The following is a 19,836-nucleotide window of genomic DNA, read 5'->3' on the forward strand; positions in this document are numbered from 1 at the left end:
CGCGCTAGACTGTCTGCATGGTTCGCTGGCTGATCGTCGTCGTGCTCGCGCTGCTCTTGATGAGCGGCTTGACGCAATGGCTGCGGCGCTTCGGCTTCGGGCGCCTGCCCGGCGACTTCGAGTTTCGGGCCTTCGGGCGCGAATGGCAGCTGCCGATCGGGAGCACCGTGGTGCTCAGCATGATCGCGGCCTTGATTGCACGATGGATCTGACCCCATGAGAGCCTGCGTCGATATCGGCGGCACCAAGCTGGCCGTGAGCCTTTCGCCCGACGGCAGCACCGAGCTGATCGGCCGCCGAAGCGAGCCCACGGCCAAGACCGGCAGCAACGATGCGGTGGCGCTGCAGATCCTGAGGCTCATCGACGAGATCTGCGCCGAGCAGGGCATCCCGGCCGCATCGATCGACCGCGTGGGCGTGTCGTCGGCGGGCCCTTTCGTGCTGCGCGACGCTTCGGTCGAGCTGGCCACACCCAACATCTGCGGCGGCATCGCCGGCCCCGCGCGTGGACTGCCCAACGACTGGATGACGGCCGCGCTCGAGGCACCGCTGCGCCAGCGCTTCGGCCAGGTGCGGGTAGAGAACGATGCGGTGGCCGCGCTCGAGGCCGAGCGCACCTGGGGCGCGCTGAAGGGCACGGACCACTGCGCCTATGTCACCTGGAGCACCGGCGTCGGAGTGGGCCTGTGCGTGGACGGCCGCATCCTCCACGGCAAGAACGGCAATGCGGGCCACGCGGGCCACAGCTTCGTGGCAGACGACGACAGTGGCGCGCTGTGCGGCTGCGGCAACGTCGGGGACGTGGAGGCCCTGGTCGCCGGCAACTCCGTTGCGCGCCGCTTCGGGCGGCCGTCGCCCGAGCTGTTCGCCGCCGCCGCCGCCGGCGAGCCGCAGGCCCTGGCCACCACGGCGGCGCTGTGCCGGGTGATGGGACGCATGCTCTACAACCTGATCGCCACGCTCGACCTGGATCGCATCAGCCTCGGCGGCAGCGTGTTCTGGCACAACCGCGATTTCCTGCTGCCGCGCCTGCAGGCCGAGATCGACGGCAAGCTGGTCGCGCTCACCCGCGGGGCGGTGCTGGTGCCCGCCGGGCTGGGCGACAAGGTCGGCGACTACGCCGCCCTTGCCTTGCTTGATTAGGGCCTGTTAACGCTATGCAAGGCGTCGCTTCCCTTCGGGTTGCCCCGCAAAGGGGCCGTCTGCGGCGTTGCCCGCGCTGCAAGGCGACCAGGCTTGCTGCGCGCGGGCGCCTTGCATCCAGCCTCTTTGCGGGGCAACGCGACCCCTTGCATAGCGTTGACAGGCCCTAAAGGAACATCCCGCCCGACACTTCGATGCGCTGCCCGGTGATCCAGCGGTTCTCCGGCTGGAGCAGCGAGGCGATCGCACCCCCGATGTCGTCGGGCTGGCCGGCGCGCCCCAGCGCGGTCTGCGAGGCGATCATGCTGTTCACCTGGGCGTTGTCTCGCACCAGGCCGCCGCCGAAGTCGGTCTCGATCGCGCCCGGCGCGACGACATTGACTGCGATGCCGCGCGCGCCCAGTTCCTTGGCCTGGTAACGCGTCAGCACCTCGATGCCGCCCTTCATCGCGGCGTACGCCGCATGACCGGGGAGAGTAAAGCGCGCGAGCCCGGTCGAAATATTGACGATGCGGCCGCCGTCGGCAATCAGCGGCAGCAGTTTCTGGGTCAGGAAGAACGGGCCCTTGAGCTGGACGTTCATCAGCTGGTCGAACTGTTCTTCGCTGGTTTCTTCGAAACTCACGTGAATGCCGATGCCGGCGTTGTTGACCAGGTAGTCGAAGCGCTCGCGCTGCCAGACCTCGTTCAAGGCCGTCTTCACTTGCGCCGCGAAGGCCACGAAGCCCGCGCTGTCCGCAACGTCCAGCCGCAACGCGAGCGCGCGCCGCCCGAGGGCCTCGATCTGCCGAACCACCTGCTCTGCCTCTTCGGCGCCGCTGCGGTAGGTCAGCAGAATGTCCACGCCGCCCTCGGCCAGCTTCAGCGCCGTGTTCTTGCCCAGGCCGCGGCTGCCGCCGGTGATGAGAGCGATGGGTGCGATGTGTGGAGTGCTCATGTTGATTCCTTTAGAGAGTTGGGCCATGCAGTGAACTCTAGGGAAGAACAGTGAGCGAATAAACTGGGTGAAAAAGATAGAACTGTTCAGGGCAGCAGAACAATCTACCGGTCAACCTTCTCTTGCCATGGACCTGGACGCGCTACGCATCTTTGCCAAAGTGGCCGAACTGGCCAGCTTCACCCGTGCCGCAGAGCAGCTGGGTCATCCCAAGGCGCGCGTCTCTACCGCCGTGCAGCAGCTCGAAGGGCAGCTTGGCACGCGCTTGTTGCACCGGACCACCCGCCGCGTGCGCCTGACCCAGGACGGCGAGCTGTTCCTCGAGCGTGCGAAAGAGCTGGTCGCCGACGCGGAGGAGCTCCAAGCAATGTTCCAGCAGGCGCCCACTGCCCTGCGGGGCCGGCTGCGCGTGGACTTGCCGGTCGGCATCGCGCGCCACATCGTCATCCCGCGCCTGCCCGAGTTTTTTGCCGCGCATCCGCAGCTGGCCCTGGAACTCAGCACCACCGACCGGCGGGTGGACCCGGTGCACGAAGGCTTCGATTGCGTGTTGCGCATCGGGCCGCTGCGCGATTCGGGCCTGGTGGCGCGCCCGCTGGGGCGACTTCGCCTGATCAACTGCGCGAGCCCCGGCTACCTGCGCGCGCACGGCATCCCGCGGGCGCCGGAGGACCTGACCGCGCATTGGCTGGTCCACTACTCGCCCACGCTGGGCGGGCAGTCGCCCGGCTGGGAATACCACGACGGGGAGCGCTATCGCTTCCAGCCCATGGGCGGGCAGATCACCGTGAACAGCTCCGAGGCCTACGAAGCCGCCTGCCTCGCAGGCCTGGGCCTGATCCAGGCACCGGTGCTGGGCCTCCAGGCGCGGATCGACCAGGGGCTGCTCGAGGAGGTCATGCCGCAGGCGACGGCTGAGCCAATGGCCGTGACGTTGCTTTATCCGCACCGCCGGAACCTTTCCCAGCGGGTGCAGGCGATGCTCGATTGGCTGGCCCGGACGGTGGAGCCCATGTTGTGCTAGAGCTCAGGTCGGTGGCGATGGCGCCCAGGCGCCGCAGCGCGGCATCGACCGCTTCGCCATAAGGCCAGCCGCAGTTGATGCGCAGATAGTGGTCGAAGCGCGAGGAGTTCGAGAACAGCGTGCCGGGCGCCACCACGATACGCTCGGCCAGCGCCGCGTCGAAGAGCCGCGTCGAGGACAGGCGCTCCGGCAGCTCCACCCACAGCTGCAGTCCGCCCGGCGGCAGGTTGATGCGCGTACCCGGCGGAAAGCAGCTGGCGATCGTGTCGGCGGTCTGCTCGCGCTGCGTCTTCAGGCACTGGCGCAGATGGCGCAGGTGGCGGTCGTAGCTGCCGGTACCCATGAATTCGCCGGCCGCAGCCTGTGCGAGCGCCTCGTTGTTGCGCGTTTGCGCGAACTTCAGCATCTCCACCCGCGCCTGCCACCGGCCGGCCGCGATCCAGCCCAGCCGCAGGCCGGGCGCGAGGATCTTGTGCAGCGAGGCGCAGTGGATCACGTTGCCGCTGCGGTCGAAGGACTTGAGCGCGCGGGGTGGCACCGGCGCGTCGATGAGCTCGCTGTAGGTGTCGTCCTCGATCAGCGGGATGGCGTGTTGCTCGCACAGCTGCGCAAGCCGGGCCTTGTGGACATCGGGCATCACGCTGCCGAGCGGGTTCTGCAGGTGCGGCACCACCACCACCGCCTTGATGTTGTCGTAGGTGCGAATGGCGAGGTCCAGGGCCTCGATCGAGAGGCCGGTCTGCGGGCTGGTCGGAATCTCGAGCGCCTGCAGCCCCAGGCTCTCGAGCACCTGCAGCAGGCCGTAGAAGGTGGGCGACTCCACCGCCACCGTGTCGCCCGGCTGCGCCACCGCGCGCAGTGCGAGGTTCAGCGCCTCGATGCACCCGTTCGTGACGAGGATGTCGTCCGGCGAAATCGCCATGCCCACGCGCAGGCTGCGCTGCGCGAGCACTTCGCGAAACGGGCGGTGGCCTTTCAGCGGCGCGGCGACCGCGAGCATGCCGGGCCGCTGTCGCAGCGCGCGCGTCATCGCATTGCGCAATCCCTCGACGGGGTAGAGCTCAGGAGCGCCGCGCGCAATGGAGAGGTCGAGCTTCTCGCCCACCTGCCGGCGCCGTGCCACGAAGTCCGAGACCTTGGCATGGATGCCGACGTACTGCGCCGGGTCGGGCGTCCGGTCGGCCATGGGCTCGTCCATGGGCGCCATCGCGAGGCGCGGCGGCCTGCGCACGAAGTAGCCCGAGCGCTCGCGCGCCTCGACCCAGCCTTCGCTTTCCATCGAGCGGCACAGCTGGAGGGCGGTCGACAAGCTGATGCCGTGCTGCCGCATCAGGTGACGCAGCGAGGGCAGCTTGTCTCCCGGCTTGAGTGAGCCGGCGTGGATCGCATCGAGGTAGTGCGCAGCCAGCTGCCGATAAAGCGGGATGGAGTCCATGGGGCGATGCTGCTGGAAGGAAGTTGGGAGCAACAGATGCAGACAGCGGCGAAAACCACCATAACAGATGCCGTCCCGGGCGGCTGTTCTGCCTTCGATGGTCATGTGCTGTGCCTGTTTTCGAAGTGGCTTGCTGCCTACGATTACTGCATCCACCAAGCCAAAAGGCCCGCCATGACTTCCACGGATTTCTCTTCCGCCACCACGGCGCTTCTGCCTGGGCAGTCGCTGCGCGTGGCGCTTGACGCTGGCACCGCGCTGTTGGTGCTTGAAGGTCGCGTGCGGGTCGTCTCACCGCCCTCGTGGTTCGGCGAAACGGCCTTCACCGTGAAGAACGAGTTCGGCGAGGGCGAAGCCTATGTCGCCGAGCGCGGGGGCTGGGTCGAGGTCGACGCGCTCGCCTCGGCGGCAGCACGGATTTGCAGCCTGCCCCGGCCGGTGTCGGAGACGGCGCTTGGCCCCTCGCCCGTGACCCGGCTGCTGCGCCTGCTGCTCGCCTGAGGGCCCGTCTAGCGCACGCTCTCCGCTTCGCGCAGCGCGTCGAGGAAGGTGCGCCGCCACCAGTGCACGTCTTGCGCGCGGATGCGCGACAGAAGCTTCTGGTGGCGCTCGCGCCGCTCTTCCAGCGGCATCTGCAGCGCCTGCTGCACGGTTTCGGCGGTGCCGTGGGTGTCGTAAGGATTGACCAGCAGCGCTTCCTTCAGCTGCTCGGCAGCCCCGGCGAAGCGCGACAGCACCAGCACGCCCGGGTCGGACGGGTCCTGCGCCGCGATGTATTCCTTGGCCACGAGGTTCATGCCGTCGCGCAGCGGCGTCACCAAGCCGACCGCCGCAGCCCGGCACAGGCCCGGCACGCGCTTGCGCGCCACCATGCGGTGGATGTAGCGCACCGGCATCCAGTCGAGCTCGCCGTAGTCGCCGTTGATGGCGCCGCACAGCGACTCGAGCTCGCGCCGGATGTCGGCGTAGGCGTCGACCGTCTCGCGGGTAGGTGAGGCGATCTGGATCAGCGTTGCGCTGCGGCGGTTCTCGGGGTAGTTGGCCAGCAGCTCGCGGAAGGAGCGCACGCGGTTCGGGATGCCCTTGGAATAGTCGAGCCGGTCGATGCCCAGCAGCAGCCGTCGGCTGGAGTACTCGCGCCGCATCGTCTCGTACATGTCGCGCGACTCCTTGCCGTGGGTGAGGGCCGCGAACTCGTCCACGTCGATGCCGATCGGGAAGGCGCCGCAGCGCACCGTCTGGCCGTAGGCGCGGTACAGGTCGCGGCCGAGGGCCTCGCCGCTGGCCTCGTTGCGCACGTACTGCTCGAAGTGCTGCACGTCCTGCTGGGCCTGGAAGCCGATCAGGTCGTAGGCAAAGAGCGAGCGCATCAGCCATTCATGCTGCGGGATCGCGGCCATGATGATGTGCGGCGGCAGCGGGATGTGCAGGAAGAAGCCGATGCGCTGGCGGCAGCCCATGCCGCGCAGCTCGGCGGCCAGCGGGATCAGGTGGTAGTCGTGGATCCAGATGATGTCGTCGCTCTTCAGCATCGGCATCAGCTTGCGCGCGAACAGCTGGTTCACGCGGCGGTAGCCGCCAATGAAGCCGGCGTCGAAGTTGGCCAGGTCGAGCCGGTCGTGAAACACCGGCCACAGCACGTCGTTGGCATAGCCCAGGTAGTAGCTGTCGTGGTCCTCACGGCTCAGGTCGATGGTGGCGAGCGTGACCTTGCCGGCCTGCTGGATGCGCAGCTCGCCTTCGCCCGTGGGGCCATCCTCGACGATGTTGCCGCTCCAGCCGAACCACAGCCCGCCGGTCTGCTGAAGGCTTTCGCCGAGCGCGACGGCCAGTCCCCCGGCAGCGGGCTTGCGCGGATCGGCGATGCGGTTGGAAACGACGACGAGTCGACTCATGGGGTGGACAAGGTCATATGCAGGAGTCCCACGGTGCAGACAGCCGCACGGCCGCGTTGATGATGCCCACCATCGAGTAGGTCTGCGGGAAGTTGCCCCACATCTCGCCGGTGACCGGATGGGTATCTTCCGACAGCAGGCCCAGCGGGTTGCGCGCCGCCAGCATGGTCTCGAAGATCTGCCGGGCCTCGGCCTTGCGGCCGATCTTGGCGAGGGCGTCGATGCGCCAGAAGGTACAGATATTGAAGGCGGTTTCGGGCTTGCCGAAATCGTCGGCCGCTTCATAGCGGCGCATGTAGGGGCCATCGCACAGCGACTTCTCCATGGCCTCGACCGTGGAGATGAAACGCGGGTCCCGCGCATCGATCAGGCCGACCTCGGTCATCAGCAGGATGCTCGCATCGAGCTCGTGGCCGCCGAAGCTCTCGGCGAAGGCCTGGCGCTCCTCGCACCAGGACTTGGCGAGGATCTCCTCGCGCATGCGCGACGAATGGCCGTGCCAGTAGGCCGCGCGCTCCGGCAGGCCCAGCGAGCGTGCCACCTTGGCCAGCCGGTCGCAGGCGGCCCAGCTCATCAGCGCCGAACTGGTGTGCACGCGGGCGCGCGTGCGCAGCTCCCACATGCCGGCGTCGGGCGTGCCGTAGACGCGGATCGCCTGCTCGCCGACCGCTTCGAGGTGCGGGAACTCGGCCACGCCGCCGCGGCTGAGCAGCCGGTGGTCATGGAAGGCTTGCGACGCGCCCAGCACGATGTTGCCGTAGACGTCGTGCTGGAAGTGCTCCTGCGCCTGGTTGCCCACGCGCACCGGGCCCATGCCGCGGTAGCCGCTGAGGCCGTCGACGAAGGACTCGGGCAGCTCGCGCTCCAGGCCGATGCCGTAGAGCGGCTGGATGTGCTCGCCGTGCGAGCCGATCACCACGTTGGCCAGCCAGCGCAGGTAATCCTCCATGGTGCCGACCTCGGACAGGCTGTTGAGCGCCCGCACCACGAAGAAGGCATCGCGCAGCCAGCAGTAACGGTAGTCCCAGTTGCGCTGGCTGTCGGGCGCCTCGGGAATGCTGGTGGTCATCGCGGCCACGATGGCGCCCGTGTCCTCGTAGAGGGACATCTTGAGCGTGATGGCCGCGCGGATCACAGCGTCCTGCCACTCGAAGGGGATCGCGAGCCGCTTGCTCCAGGTGCGCCAGTAGGCGATGGTCTCCTGCTCGAAATGGCGCGCGGTGTCGGCAATGCCATCCATCAGCGTCTCGTCGGCACCGAGCACGAAATTGTGCTCGCGCGACAGCACGAAGGGCTGCTTCGAGAGCACATGGGAGACCGGCGCGTCGGTGTTGAGGCGCAACGCGAAGTCCGGGCCCACGTAGCGGATGTGGTTGCTGCCGCGCGTGATCTGCGGCGGCGTGCTGCCCCACTGGAAGCGCGGCGCCAGCGAGATGCGCACCCGCGGCGTGCCCTGGATCGGCTTCACCCGGCGCACCATGGTGAGCGGCCGGAAGTAGCGCGAGCGGCTGTAGAAGCGTGGCGCGAAGTCCGTGATTTCCACGCCCTGGCCGGCGCTGTCGAAGAGCTGGGTGCGCAGCACGGCCGTGTTCGGCTCGTACCACTGCTTGCTGGAGGCGAAGTCCTCGATCTCGATCGCCCAGGCGCCGGCGTCCTCGCCCGTGTGCAGCAGCGCATTGAAGACCGGTTCGCCATCGAAGCGCGGCAGGCAGCACCAGACCACGCGGCCGCGAGCGTCGACCAGCGCACTGAAGGAACAGTTGCCGATCACGCCGAGATTGAGCGAAGGATCGGCCGGGGGGCCAAAGCCGCCGCGTGCGGCCGGCCGGGTCACGGCTTCGGGGTGCTCTACCGGCTTGTCGCTGGCGCTGGCAGCTCCGGCGATCGAGTCGCCGGCTCGGCTTTGCTTCTGCAGTTCTTCCTCCGGGGTTTCGACCTCTAGCAGGTTTTTCGTCATGCGGATTTTCCTTGGGTGCCGGATGGCGTATCGGCCAGCAGTTTGCGTGCCTCGACCAGCCATTCGAACACGGCGAGCGGGGAATCCAGCCGGTGCAGCGCCAAACTCGGGCCTGATCCGACCTTGATTGCCACGCCGCCTCGCGGCTGCACGACGGCGAAGCCGCTTTCATCGGTGGTGTCGTCGCCCGCGAACACCGGCACCCGGCCCGCAAACGGCGCCTCCCGCAGGAAGGCGTCGATCGCGACGCCCTTGTTGATGCCGGCGGGCTTGACCTCGAATACGAATTTGCCGTGCAACAGCTCCAGCTGCGGCTGGTCGGTGATGGTGCGCAGCAGGGCGTCACGGCACACGGCCTCGAGCTGGGGCGCGAGTCGGTAGTGCAGCGCGACGGCCGCGTGCTTGCGCTCCACCAGCAGGCCCTCGTACACGCGGGCCAGCTCGTTGGCCGTGTCCAGCACGTCCGTCAGATCGGGCGGGCGCTGCTCCTGCATCTCGCCATCGGCAGCGCGGCGCTGCACGCCGTGCTCGCCCGCCGCCGGCAGGCGCAGCGGCGCCAGGAAGCGATCGAGCACGTCGATCTGCCGGCCGGACACCACGGCCAGCGCGCCGCCGAGCAGGTCGCGCAGGTCGCTGAGCAGCGGGACGAGGGCGCTGGGCACCTCGATGGCCTCCGGCGTCTCGGCAATTGCCACCAGGGTGCCGTCGAAGTCGAGGAAGAGCGCAGCGTCGGGGCTGAGGCGGGGGGGCGTCTGCATGGGGAAAACCATAGCAGAGTCGGCAAGCCTGGGGGGTCGGCAAAAATCCAATTCAATTGAAACAACGCGCACGCTGCCGGCTGCACCCTGGCCGAGGGTGCCAAAGCCCTGTCGCGGACTCAGGCGGGCAGCGCCAAGGCCTCCGCCACGGCCGCCACGCGTGCCCGGGCGATTCTTTCCGCGATCTTCGTTCCGGCAGCGCCTTCCGCCTGCGCCTGCGCTGCAATAGGTGCGGTCGCCACCGAGCGCGCGGCCGACAGCGCTGTCAACAGCCGGTCCCGCTGCGGGTAGGGCTGCGCTTCCAGCCCCAGCCGCCCGCGCGCGTCGCATTCGCAGGCCAGCAGCGCCTGCTCGAAACGCGCCGGCTTGCGAAACGCGTCGCACCGCTCGAGCAGCCGAACCAGCGCCGCGGCGCCGAATTCGCCGCTTCGGTGGATGTTGCCGTGCTCGCGCGCGACCACCTCGGCCAGTTCGCGCAGTTCCACCGGTACGCGCCAGCGCTCGCAGACCTCGCGCAGCAGGCCCACGCTGCGTTGTTCGTGGCCGATGTGCCGCGGCAGCACGTCGGCCGGCGTGGTGCCTTTGCCGAGGTCGTGCACCAGGCAGGCGAAGCGCACCGGGAGCGGCGCGTCCAGCCGTGCCGCCATGTCGAGCACCAGCAACAGGTGCCGCCCGGCGTCGACTTCGGGATGGTGGGCCTCCGGCTGGGGCACGCCCCAGAGCCGATCCACCTCAGGCAGCAGCACGCCGAGCGCGCCGCATTCGCGCAGCAGCTCGAACATGCGCGAAGGACTGGCTTCCATGAGACCGCGCGCGAGCTCCTGCCAGACGCGCTCGGCCACCAGCGCGTCGGCCTCGCCTGCGGCGACCATCTCGCGCATCAATGCCATCGTTTCGGGCGCGACGCGAAAGTCGGCGAAGCGGGCGGCGAAGCGAGCGACGCGCAGGATGCGCACCGGGTCCTCGCGGAAGGCATCGGTCACGTGGCGCAGCACCTTGCCGTTCAGGTCACGCCGGCCGCCGAAGGGATCGATCACGTGGGCGAGGTCCAGCGTGGCGCCGGCCTTGCCGGAGGGCAGCGCGATGGCATTGACCGTGAGGTCGCGCCGCGCGAGGTCTTGCTCCAGCGTGACCTCCGGCGAGGCGTGGACGATGAAGCCGCGGTAGCCGGGGCCGCTCTTGCGCTCGGTGCGCGCCAGCGCGTATTCCTCGCGCGTCTCGGGGTGCAGGAAAACGGGGAAATCGCGGCCCACGGGCAGGTAGCCCTGTGCGGTCATTTGCTCGGGCGTGGCGCCCACCACGACCCAGTCGCGGTCGCCGCCCGGACGGCCCAGCAGGGCATCGCGGATGGCGCCGCCGACGAGATAGGTTTGCATGCGCCTCAGTTTAGGCGCTGCCTCGGGCGGCCCGTCGCCCGGAGTCGGCTGTCCGAATTCCTCAGCTCTCGATGCGATAAGGCTCGTCCTTGACCACGAAGCGCTTCTCGACCAAAGCCTCGTCGATCCACGCCTTGACGCCGGGCAGTTGCTGCACGCGTTCGATGTAAGCGGCGATCTCGGCGGGTACCGGCAGGCCGAAGGTCTTGATGCGTACCCCGACCGGTGCGAAGTACGCGTCCGCAATGCCGAACTCGCCGAACAGCATCGGCCCGCCGTGCGTCTCCAGCAGGCCGCTCCACATCTGCACGATGCGGGCGAGGTCGGCGCGCACCTGCGGCTGGTCGCGCAGGATGATCTTGCCCTGCACACGCAGGTCGGCCTCGATGTTCATGCCGCAGTGGGTGCGCAGCGCGGCGAAGCCCGAATGCATCTCGGCGCAGACGCTGCGGGCATGCGCGCGGAGGGCCTTGTCGCGCGGCCAGAGCGCCTTGTCAGGATGGGTTTCGGCGAGGTATTCGCAGATCGCCAGCGTGTCGTAGACCACGATCGGCCCGTCGACCAGCACGGGCACGCGACCGGCCGGGCTCAAGGCCTCGATGGTCTTCTTGAAATGCGAGTCGGCTTCGAAGGAATCGAAGGGAACCATCACCTCCTCGAATGCGATGCCGGCCTGCTTCACGAGCACCCAGGGGCGCATGGACCACGACGAGTAGTTCTTGTTGCCGATGTAGAGCTTGAGCATGCGATCTCCGGTTTTGCAGGGGACCTGGGATGCTAGTGCCCGGCGGGCGCCCGATTGATGCTGAAGGTGCGTGGTATTGATGCTCAGCGCTTGCCCGCGCCGTCGCCATCGTCATGGTCATCGCTGCCAGGTGGGGCGATCGCGCGCTTGCTGCCCCGCTTCGGTTGCGGCCCGGCCGCACCTGCGCCCGACTTCACCATATGCGGCACCAGCGAGAGCACGGCCAGCGCGAGCAGGGCACTGAGCACCGCCGTCAGCTCGCGGCCGAGACCGCAGGCCATGCCGATGGCGGCCGTCAACCAGAGCCCCGCCGCAGTGGTGAGGCCCTCCACATGCCGCTCGTCGCGGCCCTGCTTGAGGATGGTGCCGGCGCAGAGGAAGCCGACACCCGCCACCAGGCCCTGGATCACGCGGCTCATGTCGGCGGGCTCGATCCCGGCCTGCTGGGGAACGAGCACGAAGAGCGCCGAGCCGATGGCGACCAGCATGTGCGTGCGCACGCCGGCCGCCTTGCCTTGCTGCTCGCGCTCGAAGCCCAGCACGAAGCCCAGCACCGAGGCCAGCACCAGGCGCACCGTGATGCGGGTGAGCTGGGTGAGGTCGCCCACGTCCGAAAATTCGGCCACGACCGTGGATGCGACTTCATCCCACCAGGTCATTCGATGCCTCTCCGACGCCTGTCACTCCGCGTACTTCCGGCGGCGCTCAGGGCAGGTCCTTGCTGGGCTCGGGCTCGGCGGCGTCGCGTGGCCCCACGGTGCCCAGGCGGTCCTTGAGCGACTGCGGGCGGCCGGTGATCAGGGCCGCGTAGTTGGTGGTGTTGGCCAACACCTTCTTGACGTAGTCGCGCGTTTCGTTGAAGGGCACGTTCTCGGCCCAGATCGCGGCCTCCACCACCGGGCCGTTGCGCCAGTTGCGCGGCCGGCCCGGGCCAGCGTTGTAGGCCGCGGCGGCCAGCGCCATGGAGCCGTCGAAGTCATCGAGCGCGAGCTTGAGGTAGTTGGTGCCGATGGTGATGTTGGTGTCGCGGTCGTTGATCTGGTTGGGTGTGAAACCGGCGAGGCCGATCTTGCGGGCGGTCCAGCGCGCAGTGGCAGGCATCACCTGCATCAGGCCCGAGGCGCCCACGCCGGAGCGCGCGTCCATGATGAAGCGGCTCTCCTGGCGGATCAGGCCGTAGACATAGGCCGGATCGAGGCCGATCTCCGCGCTCTTGGCGACGACCGTTTCGCGAAAGGGCATGGGATAGCGCTGCTCCACGTCGATCGTGCCCTTGGTGCGCTCGCTGGTGTTGATGCAGCGGTCCCAGACCTCGCGCTGGCAGGCGAGGTCGGCGGCAGCGAGCAGCTCGCGGTCGCCCATGCCGCCCTTGTCGTGCAGGTTGGTGGCGTAGTTCCACTCGCGCACGCCTTCGGAGCGAAGGCCGATCCCGATCGCGTACAGCGCGCGGGCCAGCGCCGGGTTGCCGCGCGCCGACGCCTTCTCCTCGGGCGTGAGCGGCGCAGGGCGGGTCGGCACGTTGGCGCGCTGGCCCAGCTCCTCCAGCGCCAGCAGTTCGTAGAAGCCGCGGGTGCCGGCGATGCTCTCGTACAGCGTGCGCGCCTCGGCCCGCCGCTCGTCCCCGCCCTGCGCCTGCAGCGCGCGAGCCTTCCAGTACACCCAGGTCGGGTCGTCCTGGGCCGATTCGCTCATGCCGGCGATGGCCGCGCGCACTTCCTTCCAGTTGGCGCTGCGCAGGGCGGCCCGGGCCTTCCATGCGAGCATGTCGTCCGACAGGTCGGCGTTCTTGGTGACGTTGGCGAACGCGCCGCCCGCGGCGGGCGAGAGCTTCACCGCGTACTGGCGGCCGATCGCGCCCCAGACCCAATTGCGTTCCTCGGGCGAGAGCATCACGCTCCACTTGCTTTCCAGCTGAGAGGCAGCCATGTCCGGGTCGGCGATGGTCATCTTGATGAGCGCCAGCACGACCAGCTCGCGCCGCGCCTTGCCGGGGGCGACGCCGCGGCCGGCCAGGAACTTCGCCATGCTGGCGTTGAGCTCGTCGAACTGCGGGACGGCATCGGGCGCGGCCAGCAGGATCGCGGCGCGCGCAGCCTGCGGACGATTCGACTCGACGGCGAGCCGCGCTTTCTTCCACGCGTCGTTGGGCGACATCATGCGCGCGGAAATCATGCGGTCGGCTGCGGTCAGGCAGCCGTCGTCGAGCTCGCGCTGGCCCAGCCAGTTGCGGCGCACCTCGGCGGCCTGTTCGGCGGTCGGGCTGCCGGCGCGCAGCGCGGCGACGAGCGCGGCGTAGCAGCGCACCTGGGCGTCGTCGTTCATGCGGTACGCCGGATGCAGCGCGGCGAAATTGTCCCAGTCACGGCGCTGGCCGAGCAGGATGAGCCAGTCGTTGCGCAGGCGGTCCTCCTGGTAGGTGCCGGGATAGCGCGAGAGGAAATCCTGCACCTCCGAGGGACTGGCCTCGTCGAGCCGGGCCTTGAGCTCCCAATAGGCCGCCCACGGCTCGAGCAGGTGGCCCCGGGCCTGCGGCAACAGGGCGGACAGGCGTGCCTTGTCGCCGCGCTGCGCGGCCTGCTTCATCTGCACGATCACGTCGTCGCTTCCGGTCTGCGCGCGTGCCGGCTGCAGCCATGCCGTGGCGGCAATTGCGAGCGAAAGAAGGAGGGTGGGGACGGAGGCGCGAAGACCACTGCGCACAGGTGACAAAATGCTTGCGAACTGCATCGGGGCATTATGGACAAGTCAAAGGGCGCCGACACCTCGGCAACTGCCAACTTTCTCAAGCAACAGCTGCGTTCCGCACTGGTTGCGCAACGGCTTGCCATGCCCGACCGGCTCGCGCGCGCCGACCTGCTGCAGCGCGTGATGCGGATCTGGCTGGTGGGCCGGCCCGACACGGTGATCGGCGCCTACTGGCCGATCAAGGGCGAATTCGATCCGCTGCCGGCGCTGCACCGGTGGAAGGAAGACGGCGAGTTGCAGGGGGAACCGCAGCGCCGCCGCATCGGACTGCCGGTGATGGACAAGGTGCACAAGACCCTGACCTTTCATGCCTGGCATCCGGGCTGCCCGATGGAAGAGGACGCTTTTGGCATTCCGAAGCCCAAGGACACGGAGCTGATCGTGCCCACGCTGCTCTTCGTGCCCTGCGTCGGCTACAGCGCCGGCGGCTACCGGCTCGGCTACGGCGGCGGCTTCTACGACCGGACCCTGGCGGCGCTGGAACCGCGGCCCTTCACGGTCGGGCTGGGCTTCACCCAGGGTTTCCTCGAGGACTTCGAGCCGGAGCCGCATGACCTGCCGCTGGACGCAATCCTCAACGACAACGGAGTGGTCTGGCCGGTGGGTTGAATCGGCGCTTGTCGAGGCGGCCCCGGCCGTTCGGCGACGCCCGTTCATGACTCCTTCAGTCGAGCTGATCCACGGTGTCGGGGTCGGGCACCTCCCCGATGGTCTGCCGCGTGGTGGCCGCCTGGGCCTCGAGCCAGTCGCGAAAGGCCTGGATCTCGGGCCGCTGTGCGCTGCGCGGGCCGACGATCAGCCAATAGGCCATCGGTGAATCCATGCGGTGCTGCGGCAGCACTTCCACCAGGTCGCCGTTGGCCAGGCTCTCGGCGATCAGCGAGCTGCGCGCCAGCACCACGCCCTGCCCGGTGAGCGCGGCCTGCACCATCTGATAGGCATAGTTGAAGTAGAGCCAGCGCTTGGGCTGCGCGCGCTGCAGGTCGTTGACCTCGAACCAGCGCCGCCATGTCAGCCATTCGAGGTGCGTGCGGTGCGCATCACCGGCCTCGATGAGTGCAAACCGCGCAATGTCGGCCGGCGTCCTGATCGGCGGGTTGCTCTTGATCAGCCAGGGGCTGGCCACCGGCGTGAGGTTCTCGCCGAACAGGCGTATCGAGCCCGCCGGCATGTTCTCGCCGGGGCCATAGCGCAGGGCGATATCGATGTCGGCGAGGTCCAGGTCGAGCGCGGAATCGCTGGCGTCGATGCGGATGTCGATCTCCGGGTTGTCGCGCTGGAAGGCTTCCAGCCGAGGGATCAGCCACATCGAGGCGAAGGAGGCAAAGGTCGTGAGCGAGACGCTCTTGCGCCCCGCGCTCTGCCGGATCTGCCGCACGGCGCCGTCGATGCGCGGCAGCGCCTGCTGCACCGCCAGCAGCAGCTGGGCGCCGGCGCTGGTGAGCTCGACGGCGCGCGTATGCCGCAGGAACAAGCCCACACCCACTTCTTCTTCGAGCGACTGGATCTGCCGGCTGACGGCGGACTGGGTCAGCGCCATCTCCTCGGCCGCAGCGCGAAAGTTGAGATGCCGGGCCACGGCCTCGAAGGCCCGCAGGTGGCCAGCCGAGATCGGGCGTGAGCGCAGGTGGGTCTGGGAATGCTGCATGGCGACGGATGCGAGTCCACGGATTGATGCGAAAGCGGAATCATTAGGGTACCGCGTTTTCATTGGACCGCGAACGAGCCAGCGCCGATCATTCATTCCCGAAGCGCGCCATTGCGCTGACGAAGAACCCTCTTCCAGGAGCTCCCTATGTCCGCCGCCTGCACCACCTCCACATTTCCGTCGTCCCCGGCCCTCGCTACCCGTCCGGCTGCTGTTCCGCCGGCCGTTCGTCGCGGTGCGTGGCAACTGGCGGCGGGCGAGGCGACCAGCCTCAGGGCATCGAAGGCGAGCATCCTGCGCATCCGGCAGGGACGCGTCTGGGTCACGCGGGACGCCACCGCCCAATGGGGCAGCGAGGACCTGGTGCTGGCACCGGGCGAGACCTTGCGGGTCGAATCCGGCGAGCGCATCGTCATGGAGCCGTGGGACGGCCAGGGCGCTACCTACAGTTGGGATCTCGCGTCGGCCGCCGATCGGGCCTAGTTTCAGATGTCCAGCCTGGGGCGCAGCGCCAGAAAGCGCGCGAGCGCCTCTTGCCCGTCGAACTGCTCGACGACTGCAATGTCGTCGCTGTCTTCCACTTCGGCGAGCCCCAGATCGAACCTGTGGTAGCGGCGTTGCAAGAGTTCGCCCTCGTACACCACCCGCATCCGCACGTGCCTGGAGTCCGTCTCTAGCCGCTCCATCAGGCGCAGCACGTTGCGGCGCGGGCCTTCGAAGTGTTGGCAGAAGCGCATGCCGTCGAAGACCAGCAGGCCGGTGATGCCCTCCCTTTCATTTCGGGCGCGCGCCTGAGCCACGATCTGGCCTACCACGTCGGTGCGCTGGTCCGGGGCCAGCATGCTGCAGTAGAGGATCTCGTGGAGTTCTGTCATTCGTCGGGGATGGGGGCGCCCGCAGTGTAGGAGCGCCCCGCGGCAAGCGAAATGTGAAAAGACATAGATCGGCGGCCTATAGTCCGAAGGTGACTTTCGACTATCCAGCGCTCAGTCATCCGCCGACCGGTCAGAACCCTTGCGACCGCTGCCTGCTGCGCTCCAATCCCGCCTTCCTGCCCATCACGAGCGAGGAATTGCGCCTCATCGAATCCTTTCGCACCGGTACGCGCATCGTCGAGGCCGGCCGGCCGCTGATCGAGGAGGACCGACCCAGCCCCTCGCTCTACACGATCTACTCCGGCTGGGCCTTCCGATTCAAGACGCTGAGCGACGGCCGCCGGCAGATCCTGGGCTTCCTGCTTCCGGGGGATTTCGTCGGGCTGCAGGACGAGTTCGCCGAAAGCCACACGCATGGCGTCGAAGCGGTGACCGACATCGCAGTCTGTTGCTTCGCCCGCGAGCGCCTGTGGGAGCTGTTCCATGCCCAGCCCAAGCTGGGTTACCACATCACCTGGCTGGCGGCGCGCGAGGAGAAGATCGTGGACGACAACCTCGTGACCGCCGGCCGCCGCAATGCGGGCGAGCGCGTCGCGATGCTGCTGATGCATCTCTACCGGCGCGCCGAGCGAGTCGGCATGGCGCGCGGGGGCTGGGTCCAGTTTCCATTCAACCAGCAGCACATCGCCGATGCGCTCGGGCTGTCGCTGGTGCACACCAACAAGACCTTGAGGCGGCTGCAGCAACTGGGGTTGTACAAGCTCGAAGCCGGATGGCTGCGCATCCTCGAGCCCCATGCGCTGGAGACCCTGGGCGACTACTTCGATCGGCCGCTGCAGGCGACGCCGCTGATCTGAAGCAGGTGTGAACGAATTCGCGCTGCCCGGTCATTCCGCCCCTCGGCGCGCACACTTCAGTGGCCCGAGGCGCCGCGGCGCAAGCGCCATCGCGTATCGTAGGGGCCCTGTCCGCAACGTGGACGAAGCCTGGACCGGCCTGCGCCGGCAACTCCATTGACCGTCGCCCGCTCATCCGTGAAGCTCCTGCCCCGCCTGCGCCAGATCGCCATGGTCGGCAGCGTCGAAACCTTCGGCGTTGCCATCGGCGGCATCGCCGGCCTGCTCATCGTCAACGTGCTGCCCAAGGACCAATATGCGGCCTACACCTTCCTGGTGGCCTGCATGACCCTGATCCTGGGAGTGACCGACCTCGGGTTGGCACACTGCTGCATGCCCATCGTGGGGCAGCGTGCCAACGAGCGGCCCTGGGTCGTGGGCGTGTGCCACCAGGTCTTCCGCAAGCGCTGGTTGCTGCTGGCACTGGGTCTGGCACTGGTCGTGCCTTATTGGTTCTACAGCTCGCAGCAGCACGGCTGGTCCGGCGCCGCTTACCTGGCAGGCTCGGTACTGATGGTGTCGGTCGTCCTGCTCGCGCTCAGGGAGCACTACGCCAGCACGGTGCTGCTCATCCTCAGCCAGATCGGCACCCTCAACCGCATTGCCTTCGCCTCGCACAGCGTTCGTATTGCATTTGTCGGCGCGGTGCTGCTCTTGCCGATCACGTCGTGGTCGATGGTCGGCATCGTGGCTGCGACCGCCGCTGCCAGCTTCGTCAGCGTTCTGCTCTATCGCAAGGCCTTCCGCACGCAGCAGGTGCCCGATGCGGACCTGGACGCCGGCGACTCCAAAAAGGTGGATGCCGAAATCCTGCGCATCGCCAAGCCCCTGGTGCTGCCGGGCGTTTTCTACCAGGTGCAGGGGGTCATCACCGTGTTCCTGGTGTCGCTGTTCGGCACTTCCAGCATGCTGGCCGAGGTCGGTGCCTTTGGCCGGCTCGCCATGGTGCTGATGGTGGTCGATCGCGTGACCAACGTGCTGCTGTTCCCCGCGATCGCGCGTGCGCCCATGGGCCCGCGCCTGGGCACCATCGTGGCGCAGGCCCATGTGGCTTACTTCGCCATGGGGGCAGCCGTGCTGCTGAGCTCCGTGGTCTTTCCGCAGTATTGGATCCTGCTCCTGGGCAAGCAGTACGCGAGCATGACGCCGCTGGTGTGGATGGTCTTTCTGGCATCCATCGTGATGAACGCGTCCGGGTTTGCCTTTCGTACGTTGTCGGTGCGCGGCGCGACGGCGGGCCAGACCTACAGCATCGCCGTGACGCTGATCACGCAGGTGCTCTTCCTGTGGCTGGTGGGCGTGAGCGACTTGCGCTCGGTGCTGTGGTTCGGCATTGCCACGAGCCTCGCCAACTTCGCCTACCAGTACGCGCTGCTGGCGACGCGCTGGCGGGAGTGGCGCAAGGACGACGCTCAGGCGCGCTTGTAGATCCGGCCGATTGCTGCAGCGATCTTCAAGGCGAGCTGGCTCTTGCGCAGCTCTCCGTCCGAATACACGCGGATCGGTGCATTGGCATAGCGCCAGTACCACTTGCTCGCGAGCGACGGAGGCCGACCTCGCAGCGCCTGGCCGATGAAGCCGCCATGCCACGGCTTGACCGAGCCGATCGCATGAGAGAGGTAGTAGCCGCCAGGCGCGAAGTCCATCGCCTCCGGGCCGGCGGTGTTCAAGGGCGCATCGCACACCGTCAGTGCGAAGTTGAGGGCATCCTGGTCCGTCGAATGGAACAGCGCCGCCGACCCGCCCGCCTTGAGCTGCTTCGCGCCCTCGTTGTAGTCCACCACCAGGTCGCACAGCCGGCGCCACAGGTCCAGGAACTCGAAATGCGCGCGCGAAACCGCGATGAAGCCGGCGTTGTAGTAGCGGTCCAGCCCGCGGCGCGGCACGGCCCCATGGGGTGCGAAGAATCGGCCCCACAGCAGGCGCTTGGGATGCCGCGCCGGGAAGCACCAGTTGACGTCCTCCGCAAGGGAGATGCCGTCTTCGGTGAACCAGCCCGCGAGCGACGGCCAGTCGCACTTCACCACGATGTCGGGGTCGATGTAGGCGCAGATCTCCGCCTGCGGGGCATGCTTTTCCAGCATCTCGCGGATGAACGTGGGCTTGTAATAGGTGAAGTGCAGGGGCGTGTCGAGTTCGAGCATGCACAGGGTCAGCTGCGGCGCGACCTGGAGCCGGTTGCTGGCGCGGTCGAAGGCTGGCGCATCGACGATCCAGCCGGGCAGGGCGCCGCGATAGCCTACCCACAGCTCGCCTTCGTAGCCCGCGGCGACCAGCGAGTTCGCCAGCGCCGCAACGCCGAAGTGATAGTTTTTCTCGAAAAGCGTGCAGAGCGTGATGTTCATGAAGCGTAAGGAAGCGTTGCCCTCAAGTGTAAACAAATGTTCTATACATGCGCGTGA

19 protein-coding genes and 1 pseudogene are annotated in these 19,836 nt (G+C 68.0%); 8 read left to right on the forward strand and 12 right to left on the reverse strand.

Annotation, left to right across the window (positions count from 1 at the left end; all coding sequences use genetic code 11):
• Nucleotides 1-17: 17 nt before the first annotated feature.
• Together E5CHR_RS05115 and E5CHR_RS05120 are read left to right on the forward strand one after the other, a co-directional pair.
• The gene (locus E5CHR_RS05115) at nucleotides 18-212 is read left to right on the forward strand and encodes a DUF2905 domain-containing protein (protein ID WP_162578682.1); all 195 of its coding nucleotides are present in this window, start codon (nucleotides 18-20) and stop codon (nucleotides 210-212) included.
• A gap of 4 nt (nucleotides 213-216) precedes the next feature.
• Nucleotides 217-1,143, forward strand: a complete 927-nt coding sequence (locus E5CHR_RS05120; RefSeq protein WP_162578683.1) for an ROK family protein — start codon at nucleotides 217-219, stop codon at nucleotides 1,141-1,143.
• Nucleotides 1,144-1,309: 166 nt separating this feature from the next.
• Here the strand turns inward: E5CHR_RS05120 and E5CHR_RS05125 are convergent, their stop codons facing one another.
• Complete coding sequence (locus tag E5CHR_RS05125; RefSeq protein ID WP_162578684.1) at nucleotides 1,310-2,080, reverse strand: SDR family NAD(P)-dependent oxidoreductase; 771 nt, start codon at nucleotides 2,078-2,080, stop codon at nucleotides 1,310-1,312.
• A gap of 127 nt (nucleotides 2,081-2,207) precedes the next feature.
• Here E5CHR_RS05125 and E5CHR_RS05130 point away from each other — a divergent pair, with 127 nt between their 5' ends.
• Nucleotides 2,208-3,104 (forward strand): LysR substrate-binding domain-containing protein, encoded by an 897-nt coding sequence (locus E5CHR_RS05130; RefSeq protein WP_232061960.1) that lies wholly within the window; start codon nucleotides 2,208-2,210, stop codon nucleotides 3,102-3,104.
• Here the strand turns inward: E5CHR_RS05130 and E5CHR_RS05135 are convergent.
• Nucleotides 3,100-4,539, reverse strand: a pseudogene (locus E5CHR_RS05135) (aminotransferase-like domain-containing protein); the annotation flags it as partial. The gene E5CHR_RS05130 and the pseudogene E5CHR_RS05135 overlap by 5 nt on opposite strands.
• Nucleotides 4,540-4,545: 6 nt before the next feature.
• On the opposite strand from E5CHR_RS05135, the gene E5CHR_RS05140 reads away from it, so the two are divergent.
• Nucleotides 4,546-5,040 carry a hypothetical protein gene (locus E5CHR_RS05140; protein ID WP_162578686.1) on the forward strand — a complete coding sequence of 165 codons (495 nt, stop codon included), beginning with the start codon at nucleotides 4,546-4,548 and terminating at the stop codon, nucleotides 5,038-5,040.
• An 8-nt stretch (nucleotides 5,041-5,048) separates the two neighbouring features.
• Here the strand turns inward: E5CHR_RS05140 and otsA are convergent, their stop codons facing one another.
• From otsA to E5CHR_RS05175, 7 genes are all read right to left on the reverse strand, one after another.
• Nucleotides 5,049-6,434 carry an alpha,alpha-trehalose-phosphate synthase (UDP-forming) gene (otsA, locus tag E5CHR_RS05145; protein WP_162578687.1) on the reverse strand — a complete coding sequence of 462 codons (1,386 nt, stop codon included), beginning with the start codon at nucleotides 6,432-6,434 and terminating at the stop codon, nucleotides 5,049-5,051.
• 13 nt (nucleotides 6,435-6,447) lie between these two features.
• Nucleotides 6,448-8,391, reverse strand: coding sequence for a glycoside hydrolase family 15 protein (locus E5CHR_RS05150; RefSeq protein ID WP_162578688.1), 1,944 nt, complete (start codon nucleotides 8,389-8,391; stop codon nucleotides 6,448-6,450).
• Complete coding sequence (gene otsB / locus E5CHR_RS05155) at nucleotides 8,388-9,149, reverse strand: trehalose-phosphatase (RefSeq protein WP_162578689.1); 762 nt, start codon at nucleotides 9,147-9,149, stop codon at nucleotides 8,388-8,390. The genes E5CHR_RS05150 and otsB overlap by 4 nt, the downstream gene beginning before the upstream one ends.
• A 119-nt stretch (nucleotides 9,150-9,268) precedes the next feature.
• Nucleotides 9,269-10,525, reverse strand: a complete 1,257-nt coding sequence (locus tag E5CHR_RS05160) for a multifunctional CCA addition/repair protein (protein WP_162578690.1) — start codon at nucleotides 10,523-10,525, stop codon at nucleotides 9,269-9,271.
• 61 nt (nucleotides 10,526-10,586) lie between these two features.
• Complete coding sequence (locus E5CHR_RS05165; protein ID WP_162578691.1) at nucleotides 10,587-11,270, reverse strand: glutathione S-transferase family protein; 684 nt, start codon at nucleotides 11,268-11,270, stop codon at nucleotides 10,587-10,589.
• Between the two features lie 83 nt (nucleotides 11,271-11,353).
• Nucleotides 11,354-11,929, reverse strand: a complete 576-nt coding sequence (locus tag E5CHR_RS05170; protein WP_162578692.1) for an MgtC/SapB family protein — start codon at nucleotides 11,927-11,929, stop codon at nucleotides 11,354-11,356.
• Between the two features lie 46 nt (nucleotides 11,930-11,975).
• Nucleotides 11,976-13,997 (reverse strand): lytic transglycosylase domain-containing protein, encoded by a 2,022-nt coding sequence (locus tag E5CHR_RS05175; RefSeq protein ID WP_162578693.1) that lies wholly within the window; start codon nucleotides 13,995-13,997, stop codon nucleotides 11,976-11,978.
• 9 nt (nucleotides 13,998-14,006) lie between these two features.
• Here E5CHR_RS05175 and E5CHR_RS05180 point away from each other — a divergent pair, with 9 nt between their 5' ends.
• On the forward strand, nucleotides 14,007-14,624 hold the full coding sequence (locus E5CHR_RS05180) for a 5-formyltetrahydrofolate cyclo-ligase (protein ID WP_162578694.1): 618 nt from the start codon (nucleotides 14,007-14,009) through the stop codon (nucleotides 14,622-14,624).
• A gap of 55 nt (nucleotides 14,625-14,679) precedes the next feature.
• On the opposite strand, the gene E5CHR_RS05185 is transcribed toward E5CHR_RS05180, so the two are convergent.
• Nucleotides 14,680-15,663 (reverse strand): LysR substrate-binding domain-containing protein, encoded by a 984-nt coding sequence (locus tag E5CHR_RS05185; protein ID WP_162578695.1) that lies wholly within the window; start codon nucleotides 15,661-15,663, stop codon nucleotides 14,680-14,682.
• A 147-nt stretch (nucleotides 15,664-15,810) separates the two neighbouring features.
• Here E5CHR_RS05185 and E5CHR_RS05190 point away from each other — a divergent pair, with 147 nt between their 5' ends.
• Nucleotides 15,811-16,146 carry a DUF2917 domain-containing protein gene (locus tag E5CHR_RS05190; RefSeq protein WP_162578696.1) on the forward strand — a complete coding sequence of 112 codons (336 nt, stop codon included), beginning with the start codon at nucleotides 15,811-15,813 and terminating at the stop codon, nucleotides 16,144-16,146.
• 2 nt (nucleotides 16,147-16,148) lie between these two features.
• Here the strand turns inward: E5CHR_RS05190 and E5CHR_RS05195 are convergent, their stop codons facing one another.
• The gene (locus E5CHR_RS05195; protein WP_162578697.1) at nucleotides 16,149-16,538 is read right to left on the reverse strand and encodes a BLUF domain-containing protein; all 390 of its coding nucleotides are present in this window, start codon (nucleotides 16,536-16,538) and stop codon (nucleotides 16,149-16,151) included.
• A gap of 89 nt (nucleotides 16,539-16,627) precedes the next feature.
• Here E5CHR_RS05195 and E5CHR_RS05200 point away from each other — a divergent pair, with 89 nt between their 5' ends.
• The gene (locus E5CHR_RS05200; protein ID WP_162578698.1) at nucleotides 16,628-17,395 is read left to right on the forward strand and encodes a Crp/Fnr family transcriptional regulator; all 768 of its coding nucleotides are present in this window, start codon (nucleotides 16,628-16,630) and stop codon (nucleotides 17,393-17,395) included.
• Between the two features lie 177 nt (nucleotides 17,396-17,572).
• Nucleotides 17,573-18,862, forward strand: a complete 1,290-nt coding sequence (locus tag E5CHR_RS05205; RefSeq protein ID WP_162578699.1) for a hypothetical protein — start codon at nucleotides 17,573-17,575, stop codon at nucleotides 18,860-18,862.
• Here the strand turns inward: E5CHR_RS05205 and E5CHR_RS05210 are convergent.
• Nucleotides 18,847-19,779: a hypothetical protein gene (locus E5CHR_RS05210; RefSeq protein ID WP_162578700.1), complete on the reverse strand. Its 933-nt coding sequence runs from the start codon at nucleotides 19,777-19,779 to the stop codon at nucleotides 18,847-18,849. The genes E5CHR_RS05205 and E5CHR_RS05210 overlap by 16 nt on opposite strands.
• Nucleotides 19,780-19,836: the final 57 nt, after the last annotated feature.

The sequence above is a fragment of the Variovorax sp. PBS-H4 genome (genome assembly GCF_901827205.1).
Classification (GTDB): Bacteria; Pseudomonadota; Gammaproteobacteria; order Burkholderiales; family Burkholderiaceae_C; genus Variovorax.

Coding starts and splice junctions, on each gene's coding strand:
- E5CHR_RS05185 (WP_162578695.1), bottom strand. CDS start 15,663: ATGCAGCATTCCCAGACCCACCTGCGCTCACGCCCGATCTCGGCTGGC.
- E5CHR_RS05165 (WP_162578691.1), bottom strand. CDS start 11,270: ATGCTCAAGCTCTACATCGGCAACAAGAACTACTCGTCGTGGTCCATG.
- E5CHR_RS05175 (WP_162578693.1), bottom strand. CDS start 13,997: ATGCAGTTCGCAAGCATTTTGTCACCTGTGCGCAGTGGTCTTCGCGCC.
- E5CHR_RS05160 (WP_162578690.1), bottom strand. CDS start 10,525: ATGCAAACCTATCTCGTCGGCGGCGCCATCCGCGATGCCCTGCTGGGC.
- E5CHR_RS05115 (WP_162578682.1), top strand. CDS start 18: ATGGTTCGCTGGCTGATCGTCGTCGTGCTCGCGCTGCTCTTGATGAGC.
- E5CHR_RS05180 (WP_162578694.1), top strand. CDS start 14,007: ATGGACAAGTCAAAGGGCGCCGACACCTCGGCAACTGCCAACTTTCTC.
- E5CHR_RS05195 (WP_162578697.1), bottom strand. CDS start 16,538: ATGACAGAACTCCACGAGATCCTCTACTGCAGCATGCTGGCCCCGGAC.
- otsB (WP_162578689.1), bottom strand. CDS start 9,149: ATGCAGACGCCCCCCCGCCTCAGCCCCGACGCTGCGCTCTTCCTCGAC.
- E5CHR_RS05190 (WP_162578696.1), top strand. CDS start 15,811: ATGTCCGCCGCCTGCACCACCTCCACATTTCCGTCGTCCCCGGCCCTC.
- otsA (WP_162578687.1), bottom strand. CDS start 6,434: ATGAGTCGACTCGTCGTCGTTTCCAACCGCATCGCCGATCCGCGCAAG.
- E5CHR_RS05140 (WP_162578686.1), top strand. CDS start 4,546: ATGCTGCTGGAAGGAAGTTGGGAGCAACAGATGCAGACAGCGGCGAAA.
- E5CHR_RS05125 (WP_162578684.1), bottom strand. CDS start 2,080: ATGAGCACTCCACACATCGCACCCATCGCTCTCATCACCGGCGGCAGC.
- E5CHR_RS05120 (WP_162578683.1), top strand. CDS start 217: ATGAGAGCCTGCGTCGATATCGGCGGCACCAAGCTGGCCGTGAGCCTT.
- E5CHR_RS05210 (WP_162578700.1), bottom strand. CDS start 19,779: ATGAACATCACGCTCTGCACGCTTTTCGAGAAAAACTATCACTTCGGC.
- E5CHR_RS05130 (WP_232061960.1), top strand. CDS start 2,208: ATGGACCTGGACGCGCTACGCATCTTTGCCAAAGTGGCCGAACTGGCC.
- E5CHR_RS05150 (WP_162578688.1), bottom strand. CDS start 8,391: ATGACGAAAAACCTGCTAGAGGTCGAAACCCCGGAGGAAGAACTGCAG.
- E5CHR_RS05170 (WP_162578692.1), bottom strand. CDS start 11,929: ATGACCTGGTGGGATGAAGTCGCATCCACGGTCGTGGCCGAATTTTCG.